This is a genomic window from Bacteroides caecigallinarum (assembly GCF_021530995.1).
Classification (GTDB): Bacteria; Bacteroidota; Bacteroidia; order Bacteroidales; family Bacteroidaceae; genus Phocaeicola; species Phocaeicola faecigallinarum.
The window spans coordinates 16,129-28,150 of sequence record NZ_JADYTF010000034.1 but is presented as its reverse complement, the minus strand read 5'-3'; the positions used below and the strand labels follow the sequence as shown (position 1 = coordinate 28,150).

The following is a 12,022-nucleotide window of genomic DNA, read 5'->3' as shown; positions in this document are numbered from 1 at the left end:
TGTATTTCTCATAATCCGCGTGCAGGCAGCCCACGGCCACGCTGAAGTCGAGCGACAGGGCGTCATTCAGGCGCAGCTGGTAGCCGCCGGTGATGCCGCCGCCCATCAGGTCGCCCTGCTTGCCGGTGGCGGAGAACTTGTAGTTGAACTGCCCGGCCTTGTACATCGCACCGAGGTAGCCGCGCTTCTCCTTGCCCATATACCAGCGCACTTCCGGCATGACCTCCCAGAGGGCGTAGCGGCGGTCCTTGTCGTTCCACGACCACGAGGTCCACGAGCCGTTCACGAGGATTCCCCATGACGGACTGATGCGCCACTCCAGGCCCAGGTCGGGCGTGAGCGTCGCCCAGCGCAGCAGGTTGGCACGCAGGGAGAGCGTGTAGCTGTCTGCGCCGGAGGTTTCTTTCGCAGCCGTCCCAGTGGTTTCCGCCGGAACATAGGCTTCGGGATGTACCACGACCATGCTGTCCGCCCTTATCTGTTCGGCGACAAAGCGTGATTCTTCCGTTTCGCGCTGCTCTTGCTGTGTATCGGCGCTTTCCTGTCCGTCCTGCTGCCTTTCGTCCTTCTGTGCCGCAGTCGCCACTTTCGGCACGCTGATGCGTACCGTCACGTAGTCGCCGCTCCCGGAGTGGTTCTTCGTGACGAAGCACGCTTCGGTCAGTCCCTGCCGGATGATGAGTTCCGACTTCACGCGGTTGGAGCGGACTTTCGCCATCGCAAGGTTGTCAGCCTCACTCTCTCCGGCGGTGCACCAGCCGTCCACATGGAGTGGGATTTTCCCGGCAAGAATCTCCTGCCTGTATCGCTCCACGCATTGCTCCAGCCGAGCCAGTTCCTTGTCATTGCCGCTGAAAGGCACATAGAACATGTCTTTATCGGTGACGAAGCGGAATGTATAGACCGTATCGGGCTTCTCCTGCGCCGCAAGGGGCAGAAGTACAAACAAGAGCATCAAGCCTGTTATCGTTTTCTTTATTATATTCATTGTATTATCCACGTTTTTGATGGGTTACTGATTTGTATGTGGTATTGTCGGGACATATAAACAGCACAAGCGGCATACGAGCACAAAAAATGCTTCGTATGCCGCCTGGCACAACGATGTAACGCTTCTGCGTAACTTATTGATATACAGTCTGTTTCGGGGATGGTGGGGGGGGTAATAAACCTTCTGCGAATATGCAAATTATTTGTCTTAATAATGCTTAACACCACTGAAGAAAGGCACGAAAAGAGCCATATAAAAAAGTTTCCTGACCCGGACGGGCAGGAAAGCCTATTCCATGTATGTAGTTCTGCTCTCATTGTCAATCTTTTCGTTCTGTTTCAACTTTATTTGACTGGTGCTATTACCCATATTCGCTCCAAAAGTACAAAAAATTTCGGATACTGAAGAAAATATGAAAAGAATTTAATCGAAAATTCTTCAAAAGTGGCTGGGATGGGGAAAAGCCCTCGGGAAAGGCATTTTACAGCTGTCTAATCCCGGCTTTTATCCCTTGTGTCTCCATAGATGAAAGGCGGCACCGGAACAAATGCCCGGTACCGCCCTGTGTTACATTTTCATACCGTGTCCCTCCCTGCGTTCAGGAATGCCCGGCCTGCCTATTATAATATGGTCACGGATGTAGTCACGGGCTGCATCGTCCGGCTTCGGTACGTTCTCCGCTTTCGGTAAATCCTGACCGCCACCTTGTTCCTGCCCTTGGCTTGTCGTTTCTTCATGTTTGGGAGCCAGTTCCAACTGTATCTTGCGGTCGAGGGCAGCAAGTTCGGACTTCAACTGTTTCAGTTCGTCCTCCTTCTTCCATGTCTTGCCCGCTATCTCCTGCAACTGCGGTATCTCGCGCTCCAGCGTTTCGTTTTTCGCCTTGTACTGCTCAATGACGGAAGGTATCTTCTCCAGCGCGTTCAGGAAGTTCACGGCGGCGGCATGGGTATCCGCCATTGCCAGATGCCCATTGTTGTAGGTGTACTTGTAGTTCCCTTCCACGAAAAAGCGGTTGTCGGTGAACTCCAGCCCCTCGCTGAGTGTCCGCTCGCTCACCACCTTGACGGGGAAGCCGTACAGCTCGCCGATGCGTTTGGGCTGACCGCCCGTCGTGGCGTTCTTGGCTATCTCCTGCAACCGCTTGCCGATGGCCTTCTCGTCGGTGGTGTCCAGCCCGTCAATCTTGATAGGATTGAGCCGGTTGCCCTCCTTGTCAGTCTGTACGGCTGCGGTGAACTTCTCCCAGTCCTCCGTCATGCCGGTAATGACCGCTTGGTTGTTCCTAAGCGCCGAGGTCTTGCTCTCCAATTTCAACTCCGAATCCCGCTTGCCCTTATGGAACGATTTGCGCTCGCCCTCCAGCGAGGCGATTTTCTTTTCGAGCTTCGCCTTGTCCAGCAAGTCCGTGTTGCCGGAGAGTATCGCCATGTACTCCGAGAAGTTCATGCCCGACTTCTCGTCCATCGCCCCCTCGTCGATGGTTCGTGCGCCCAACGCGCCGCTTTTCAACTGCGAGATGAACGTCTGCTTGCAGTGCAGCAGGTTGAACTTGTAGCTGTCCAGCGACTTCTCCACCGCATAGATAATCACGTCCACCTTGTTGTCCGCATACAGCTTGGCAATCTCGTTGCCTTTCCGTACTGCCCGTCCGTCACGCTGTTGCAGGTCGGACGGGCGCCACGGCGTGTCGAGGTGATGGATGGCGACTGCCCTCCGCTGGGCATTTACCCCCGTTCCGAGCATACTCGTCGAGCCGAACAGCACACGCACATGACCCTCGTTCATCGCCTCTATCACCGCTTTCCGCGCCTTCTCGTTCTTGCATTCCTGAATGAAGCGGATTTCGCTTGCGGGTATTCCGTAGTCCTCCACCAGCTTGCGTTTGATTTCGGTGTACACGCTCCAGCCGCCACCGGGCTGATACGTGCCCAAATCCGAAAAGACGAACTGCGTGCCTTTTTGCGCGTCGTACTTACGGTAATACTCCGCTATCGTCTTGGCGCAATGGTTCGCCTTGTTGTCCGGGTGGTCTTCGTAATTCGGGTCAATCATGCGCATGTCCAATGCCATTTTCCGGGCGTAGTCCGTGGCGATGAGCATCTTCGCCTTTTCCTCCGTTTCCGAGAGTGGCGGTCTGCCCAATATCGTCGCGTCGCCCGACTTGGCGAACTGCATCAGCTTTTCGATAAACACCTCTTGGTCCGGGGTGGGCGGTATGTGGTGCAGTATCTCGTTCTTCTTCGGACGGTCCACGCCAATATCCTCCGCCGTGCGGTAATCGGTTATCTCGTTGTAGAACGCCGCCAGTTCCGGCACCTTGATGAAGTAGCGGAAGCGTTCCTTCTGCACGATGTTGTTCGTCACATTGAACTCAAAATCCGTTGTTTTTTTGGCGAAAATTGCCGCCCATGCGTCAAAGCATCGGATGTTCTGCCTTTCCAGCTCCTTCGGACGCAGGTACTTGAAAAGCAGGTACAGCTCCGTCAGCGAGTTGCTGATGGTCGTGCCCGACAGGAACGTCGCCCCCAGATCCTTTCCCGTCCGCTCCTGAATGGTGCGGATGGCAAACAGCAGGTTCAGTGCCTTCTGGCTGCCTTCCGAGTTGCCCAGACCCGCCACACGGTCATGCCGGGTGTTGAACGTAAGGTTCTTGAACTGGTGCGACTCATCCACGAAGATGTGGTCGATGCCCATCTGCCTGAAGTCTGCCACATCGTCCGTCCTCGACTTTATAGCGTGTTCCACCTTGTCCAGCTTGGCTTGCAGGTTGAACTTGCGCTTCTCCAGTCCCCTCAACATTGCCCGCGACACGTCCTTGCCCTGCGAGCGCAGCACTTCCAGATTTTCCTCCACCGTGTCCAGCTCCGCCTGCAATATCCGCTGTTGCAGCTCCGGCGACTGCGGGATTTTTCCGAACTGGTCGTGCGACATGATGACACAGTCCCAGTCGTTGTTCCGTATATCGTTGAAGAATCGCACGCGGTTTGCCGCCTCAAAGTCCTTCTCCGATGCGTACAGCACGCGGGCATTCGGGTATGCCTTGCGGTAGGTCTCCGCTATCTCGCGCACGTTGGCTTTCAGCCCGATTATCATCGGCTTGTGTACCAGTCCCAGCCGCTTCATTTCGTATGCCGACACGCACATTATCAGCGTCTTGCCGGTTCCCACCTCATGGTCCGCGATACCCCCACCATTCTGTTTCAGCATCCAGATACAGTCCTTCTGGCTGGGATACAGGTCGGTGATTCCCAGCCCTTTCAGGTCAAGTCCGGGAAAGGTCTGGTGCGAGCCGTCGTACTTCGGACGCACGAAGCAGTTGAACTTGTTGTTGTACATGTCCGTCAGCCGCTTCTTGAACTCCGGCGACTGTTCCTCCAGCCACTCCGTGAAGCCGCCCCGGATTTCATCAATCTTCGCGTTGGCGAGCTGTATGCCCTCGCTGTCACGCACCTTGATGTCATTGCCGTGCTCGTCCTTGCCGACAGCCTTCATCATGTCCGGGCAGGTGTTGTGCAGGGCGTGCTTCAGGAGGTTCATGCCGTCGTAGTGGCGGTAATAGCCCTTCACCAAAAACTCGTCCGTGATTTTCATTGTCTTGTGGCTGCACGCCACCGCATACTCGTCGATGTTTTCCGAATAGGTTATCCGAACCTCCGTGTCGAATAGGCGGCTCATGTAGGCGGCATACACGCCCGTGGGTATCCACCGCTCCCCGAAATTGAAATCCAAATCCTCAAACGGTATTTGTTCGGGTATGCTTTCGCGCAATGCCGCCAATGACTCCTGCGCCTGCGGCAGCATCCCGTGCCCTTCATTTTCCTTTATCCAGTCTTCCACGTCGGCGGTCTTCTGCACCACGTTCCCGGCGATGAAGCGCTCGGCTATCTCGTAACCGTCCGCCAGCGGGTTGTAGAACACCCGTCCCTTCAACGCTTCCAAGATGTCCGTTTGCGGCAGGTCGCAAAGGGATTCCATGTAGGGCAGGTTCACGCCGCCGTACCGGTTCAGCGAGGCAGACAGGGCTTCTTCGGGCGATTCCACCTCGACAAGCGTTTCCTGCGAGAAGGCGACGGGATGGTCGAAGATGTCCGCCTTGACGAACTGCCCGTCCTCGCCGCGCTCCAGCGAGAGCATGTTGCGCCCCGAAGCGTCCATCAGGATGAGCTTGGCGTTGTGCTTGGCGTTCAGGTTGCCGTAGCGCATGACAAACTCGTCATAGTAGGTGTTCAGGTTGCGGCGCAGCAGGGCGTTCTCCTCGTGGTTCTCCGCTTCGTAAGCGTAAAGCCGCTCGTAGGTGTTGCGCAAGTCGATATAAAGTTGCGCCTTCTGCGCCTGCATCCCCTCCATGTCGAGCGGCTGGAAGGTCGCCCCGTACTTGGTGACATCCTTCAGCACCCCGATTTGGAAGCGGACGCCGCCCGTATGTTCCCATACCAATGAGCCTTCTTTTAGGTGCGCTTCCATGATGCCCTTGAACGGACGGGGCATCATCGCTTCCTCCTTTCTGCGTTGCCGCTCTTCCGGTGTCAGGGCTGCTTCCTCCTCCCGCATCTCCCTTTCCACACGCTCAATCCGTCTTCTTCCCTCTGCCTCAAAGCCGTTCTCTACCGGATAGACCGGGCGCACGGACGAGGATTGTTCCGTTTCCCTCGCCTGTACCTTTTCTTTTTTCGTCTCCGACAGCCCTGCCGTTTGCTTGGCGGCATTGGCATCCATTTTTTCTTTTCCCATCCGGCGCAGTTCGGCACGCCTTTCGGGTGTGAGTGACATCATCATCTCATAGAATCCGTTGATGGGAGGGTTGGTTTCCCAGTCCAGACTGCGGTAAACGGCATCCTCCGGGTCATCGTCTTCGGCTGGGGCGGTAGCGCCTTCGGGCTTTCCGTGCATGGGTACTGGCTCTTCGTGCCGGCTTTCCGGTATTCCGTTCGCCCCTTGACGGATGATTTCCTCCATCTCCCGTACCTCTTCGGGGCTGATGGCAGGAACCGTTTCCGCGCTTCTGCCTCTTGCCGCTTCATTTTCTTTTTCCGCCGTTACCCGCTGCCCGTCAGCAGGCATCGGGAACAATGACGGTTGCACCGGCTTCCGGCGTTTGGACTTGGCTCCTTTCTTCCTCTCCGGTTTCAGTCCCCGTTCCGCCAATCTGCGCTCCTCCTGCGTGTAGCCGAACAGGTCGTACAGGTCCATTACAGGAGCTTCGTGCTGTTTCGTTTCCACGACCTGCGGTGCGGATTTTACCGCTTCTGCATTTGGCTGTACCGTTTTTTCTTCTATTTCCACCTTCGGCTGTTGTACTTCCTGAACTTGCGGCTGGACGGAAATCGTCTGTGTTTCACGCTTTTCAGTCTTGACACCGTTGTAGCGTTCCAAGTCCAGCCGTGCCGACAGGTCCGCCGACAATATCCGGTACAAGTCCGTGGCGATGCCCTCCACGCCGCCGCTGTGCGTATATACCATAGCCGGCTTGCCGTATGGGTCGGTATCCCTTTTCGCGTCGGTGTGGATGATGTATTCCGGGTGGTCAAAAAAATACCCGTTGGTGGAAATTCCCGTATGGTTGTTCTTTACGACATCGCCCAACCTCTTGTCCTCTTCGGAAAGTTCCTCCTTGCCCTCGTTCTTTTGCAGGATAATCAGGTCGCACCCCACCTCCGTGTTGGCATCTTCCGTGAACAGGTTGTTCGGCAGGCGGACGGCGGACACCAGATCCGCCTTTCTCATCATCATGTAGCGTGTGCCGCCGTTGCCCTCCGTATCCAGCACGCCCTGCGAGGTGATGAATGCCACGATACCGCCGTCACGCACCGCGTCCAGCCCTTTCAGAAAGAAATAGGTATGCACCTTCCTTGCCGCTATCTTTTTGAATACCGAGCCATTGGTGTATTCCGGGTCGAACACCGCTATTTCCCCGAAAGGGATGTTGGAGATGGCAAGGTCAAACCGGTTCAGAAACGGCTTTTCTATCTTCTCGAAGCCTTCCGTGCGTATCTTCTGCTGCGGGTACAGGTGTCCGAGCATCTTGCCCGTCAGCAGGTCTTTCTCGAAAGCCATGACCTCCGCCTGCGGATTGTCCGACAGTACCGGGGCGATGAACGCGCCCATGCCCGCAGACGGCTCCAGCACGAGCTTCGGTCGCACCTTCTTGTCGTGGACCACGTCCACGATGGTGTCCGTGATGGCTTGCGGCGTGTAGAACGCCGTCAGCACCGAGGCTTTCAGCGAGTCCACATACCGCTTGTACTCCGTTTCATCCCTGCTGTTTTCCCTGATGATACGGTGCAGTTCCACCGTCGGGGCGAACAGTTCGAGGTCGGATTTCGCCCAATGCACGGCATCTGCCAGTTCCTTTGCCGGGTTCAGGATGCACTTCAGCCCTCCGAAGCCGCAGTACCGCTCCAGCAGCGCACGTTCCCTTTCCGTCGGGGTGCGCCGTTCCCGGTCAAGCGTGAACGCCGTGCGTACCGCCTCGATGTTGTCCCTCAGCTTCTGTTTCCTATTGAACGCCATAGGACTCCAGATAAAGCATGACGGTTCCTACCAGCTCCGTGTAGAGCAGGTCATGCGCGGGTGACAGGGCGAAGGTGTCATCCGACGTGTCGTAACCGGCAAACAGGTTGTTCAGGTGGGGGTAGAGCCTGCGGCAGAACGGTTCACGCTCCTGTTCCGCCACCTCGTCGGCGAACTCCCTCTCCACGACCTCCGTCAGCAGGGCGTAGGGAGAGAAGTGCAGCCCTTCGAGCAGCACGCGCATGGCTTCCTCGTGGGCGTCCTCCACCGTGCCGCCCGCCAGCCTTTCCTTCTCGAAAGTGGCGGTGGCGGCTTCTTCGCGTCCGGCAATGAAACCGGTATCCGATGCTTTGTCGGGATGGTATTTTCTCAGGTAGTCCAGCAGGTACAGCCCGTAATAGGACAGTTCCACTGGAACGGTTTTCTTGTTCTGTTTCATCTTTTTATGGATTTAGTGGTGAAAAAATCGGATATTGATATGGATAAAGGAGAAGAAAAAAGGCACCCGGTATCCCTCCGAGTGCCGCCACTAAATCCATGTAAAGAAACAGTATCAACGAATTGAAACAGATTATTACATGAATCAGTGGCAAAGGTAGTCATTATTTTCTTCTTCCTTTCATGTTTGTGCCTTTTCTTGCGCCTTTGGCTTCGGGAAAGATGAATTTCGTGTTGAAATCCGTATCGAAGGCGACCGCCGCGCTGAACGGCTTGCCCTGTTTGCTCTTGAAGCCGCTGAGGACACCCGTCTTTCCGTTTGCCAGCAGGCCGGTCATTTCCGTGTCGGTGAGCGTCCTGCCCGCCATCTGGCGGAACACCGGCAGGGCGCAGTCCGGGTTGTCGCAGCGCACCACTTTGCCGTAGAACTGCATCGTGCCCGTGCCGCACTTGGGGCAGGCGTAGCCCGATGCCTTGTGACCGAAGATTTTGTCGCAGGCGAGCAGTTCGGTGGTTATCTTGTGGGTGTAGCCCTCGATGTCGCGCAGGAAAGCCTCGTGCGGCGTCCTGCCTTTTTCTATCTCCGCCAGTTCCGACTCCCAACGCCCGGTCATTTCCACATCGGCGATGTCCATCTCCTTCACGATGGAATACAGGGCAAGCCCTTTCTCCGTCGGCACGAGCGACTTCTTCACGCGCACCATGTATTCGCGCCGGAGCAGGGTCTCGATGATGGCGGCACGGGTGGCGGGCGTGCCGATGCCGCAGTCCTTCAACGCCTGCCGCACTTCCTCGTCCTCCACGCCCTCGCGTCCGGCGGTCTCCATTGCCGCCAGCAGGGTGCTTTCCGTGTGCAGCGGCTTCGGACGGGTCATGCCCGAACTCATCGTGCAGCCGTTCATCGCCAGCGTGTCGCCCTCTTTCCAGTCGGGCAGTACGGTATCTTCCCTGTCCTCACCATAGACCGAGCGCCAGCCCGCCTTGCGGACGATACAGCCTTTGGCTTCAAACACCACGCCCTCGCACTCCGCACGGACGGTGGTCGTGTCCTTGACGCACTCCGGGGAGAACGCTTCTATCATGCGCCCCACAATCATGTCATAGATAAGCTGTTCGTTCTTGTAGAGCGCCAGCGGACGGTTGGGCGTCACCAGCAATGCGTGGTGGTCGGTCACTTTCGAGGCGTCCACGCTGCGGCGGTTCAGTCCGTCCATGCTTTTGACTTTATCGGCAAACGATGAATGGCTTGCCAGACGGTTGAACAGCATGGGCACTTCGGCAAACACGTCCTCCGGAATGTAGCGGCTCGATGTTCTTGGATAGGTGACGAGTTTCGCCTCGTAGAGCTTCTGCACAAGGTCGAGCGTCTGTTCCGCCGTGAAGCCGTGTTTCGTGTTCGCTTCCTTCTGGAGCGTGGTCAGGTCGTACAGCAGCGGAGGGTTCTCCACCTTCTCCTTCTTTTCGACTTTCACGATGGTGGCGCACATCTGTTCTTTTACCTTATTATATAATGTGGCTGCCTCTTCCTTGTCTTTCCATTTCTCCACCGAGGCGAACTTTACCACTTCGCTTGCGTTTACCGACGGTACGGTAAAGTGAAGCTGGTGTACTGGTTCGGGCTGGAAACGCCTGTTTTCCCAGAAACGCTTGCAGACCATCGCCAGCGTGGGTGTCTGCACACGCCCTACGGAATACGTGCCACGCCCGGCGGCTACCGACAAGGCCTGCGTGCCGTTGATGCCCACCAGCCAGTCGGCTTCGCTTCGGGCTTTGGCGGCAAGGTAGAGGTTGTCATACTCGTGCCCGTCCTTCAGTTCTTTCAGCCCTTTGCGGATGGCGGCGTCGGTCAGCGAGCTTATCCACAGCCTTTGGAACGGCAGGGTGCAGCCTATGTAGGCATACAGGTACCTGAATATCAACTCCCCTTCACGGGCGCAATCGGTCGCCACGATGATGCCCTCGCTATCGTTCCACAATTTTGTTATCACCTTGATTTGCTTCACCGCCGCCGCGTCCGCCTTGCAGCCCTTGTCTGTCTTCACCTGACGGGGTATGAGTTCAAACCTTTCGGGTATGACGGGCAGGCTGTCGCGCCGAAAACCCTTGACACCGTACCCGTCGGGCATGGCAAGCTGCACCAGATGCCCCAGCGCCCATGTCACGTAGTAGCCGTTCCCTGTGAAATACCCTTCTTCTCTTCTCATTGCGCCGACAATCCGTGCTATCTCACGGGCGACACTCGGTTTTTCTGCCAATATGGTAATCATGTCTTTCTCTGTTTAATCTGTTGATACTTTTGTTTTTTGTTGGGGTGGAAACGGGGCATGGCCTTGTTTGTGGGATATGCGCGCAAGGCGGTGTATGCTCCCCGTTTCACCCGTCAATCATTTTTGGATGGATTTAGTGGCGGCAATCAGGATACCTTCATGCCTTTGGATTTTCTGGTCTGCTGTTTCTGCTGCGTCTCGTTCTTCGGGGCGGTCTGTCCCTGTTGCAGCGGCTCCTTCACATGCTTCGTGGCTTCGTTGGTCTTGCCCTCGTTGTTCACGGCGAGCTGCGTGCGGCTCTCGTTGGACGGGGCGACGGTCTGCGCGAGGTCCGGGTTCTGCGAGTAGGTCAGCGGACGGCCTTTCTCATGGCTGAACTTCAGGTACTTCGTGCAGGGCTGCCCTTGGTCGTCCTTCGCGTTGGCAAGCACCACCGTCTTGCCCGCCACGTAGTCGGCTTTCTGCTGGTCGGTAAAGATGTTGTCCAGCCATTTGCCTATCGGACGGATGCTGCCGTCCTCGTTCGTCCACGAGCGGTTGCGGCGTTGCCGCTTCCCGTCGCTTTCGTTCCCTTGGTTCTGCTGCGTGTCGGACGGGTCATTGTTTTGCCCACGCCTGCTGTCCGCCAGCCGTTGTGCCTGATTCTGATTTTTCTGTCCCGGCACGAACTCCACATCGCGCTTGTTGGCGTTCACTTGGAGCAGGGCATGGAACTTACGCCCGTTCTTGAGCGTCACTTCCTTGGGCAAGGCAAGCCCGGCACGCAGGATGTCCTTCTCCGCCGATGACACGGGGGTCAGCCCGATTTTGTCCGGGATGCGCACCTTATTCGCCGGAACATCCACGATTTCATTCGTCAGGCGGTCAATGCTGATGTACGAGGGGCGGAACTCGCCGGTCCTCTCATCCGCCACGCTCACCATCTTGCCCAGATTTCCCGTGTGTTTCAGGTTGTTCCTGTCCTCGTCCGTAAAGGAATAGCCCTTATAGGGAACATCCAGCCTTGGCGCGTCACGGATGAAATGCGGAGTGAGTTTCAGCTTGCCGTCCTCCGTTTTTTGAAACGAGAGGCGGGCTTGCAGCTCGTAGCTCTCGTAGCCAAAAGTCGGCTTCACCGTCACCAGCCCCGTCTTGCCATAGTTCATCAGGGCTTTCAGGTCCTTTTCCGAAAGTTTTTCCCTGTCGATGCCGCACTTGCGCAGCTCCTCCCAGTCCACTTGGTCATCCGCTATCAGGTTCGGCTTCTCCGGCTTCTGTTGCTGTTGCTCCTGAGGCGGTTCCTGTACTTGTTCCGTCGGCGTTCCGCCCTCTTGGGACGGCTGTACGCTTTGTTCCTGTTTCAATTCTTCCATTTCTTCTGTTTTTTGTTGTACGTTGTTTTCTTCATTGGTATTTTCATTGTTTGCCTTTTCGGTATCCGTTCCTTTCGGCTGTGCCTGCTCCATTGTTTCCGCCTGCTTCTGGTATTCCGAAGTGTCCACCTTGTGCGCCGCAAGCATTTCCGCGTTTGCCGCAGGGTCTTTCAGCAAATCCTTGATGACCGGCAGCACCGCATCCGCCATGTCCGCCGCCACCCGGTAGAAGCCGAAGCGTGTCGGCTCCTTGCACTGGCGGTAGAAGTTCCTGAAGAAGTTGTCCACCATGTCCCCGTGGCGGTCGAAGCGCAGGAAGTCCTGCGAGTGTTCCGCCTTTGCCGGAGCCGTCTTCGGATAGCCCTTGCTGTCCAGCCCGGCTACTACGCTGATTTCGCCCGTCTTCTCGTCGCGGACGACCAGCACGTCCTTCTCGTTTTTCTTTTTCTGTTCCATTTCAG

At 56.5% G+C, this 12,022-nt stretch carries 5 protein-coding genes; all 5 read right to left on the bottom strand.

Annotated elements, in window-relative coordinates:
• Nucleotides 1-988 (bottom strand): DUF3575 domain-containing protein (locus I6E24_RS06710; protein WP_235327278.1); only part of this gene is annotated, 988 nt, incomplete at its 3' end.
• A gap of 570 nt (nucleotides 989-1,558) precedes the next feature.
• A complete protein-coding gene (locus tag I6E24_RS06705; RefSeq protein WP_235327276.1) occupies nucleotides 1,559-7,504 on the bottom strand; it encodes an N-6 DNA methylase in 5,946 nt (1,981 codons plus the stop codon).
• Nucleotides 7,491-7,943 (bottom strand): DUF1896 family protein, encoded by a 453-nt coding sequence (locus I6E24_RS06700; RefSeq protein WP_205109218.1) that lies wholly within the window; start codon nucleotides 7,941-7,943, stop codon nucleotides 7,491-7,493. The genes I6E24_RS06705 and I6E24_RS06700 overlap by 14 nt, the downstream gene beginning before the upstream one ends.
• A gap of 163 nt (nucleotides 7,944-8,106) precedes the next feature.
• Nucleotides 8,107-10,209 carry a type IA DNA topoisomerase gene (locus tag I6E24_RS06695; RefSeq protein WP_235327274.1) on the bottom strand — a complete coding sequence of 701 codons (2,103 nt, stop codon included), beginning with the start codon at nucleotides 10,207-10,209 and terminating at the stop codon, nucleotides 8,107-8,109.
• Between the two features lie 146 nt (nucleotides 10,210-10,355).
• Complete coding sequence (locus tag I6E24_RS06690) at nucleotides 10,356-12,017, bottom strand: DUF4099 domain-containing protein (protein WP_235327272.1); 1,662 nt, start codon at nucleotides 12,015-12,017, stop codon at nucleotides 10,356-10,358.
• Nucleotides 12,018-12,022: the final 5 nt, after the last annotated feature.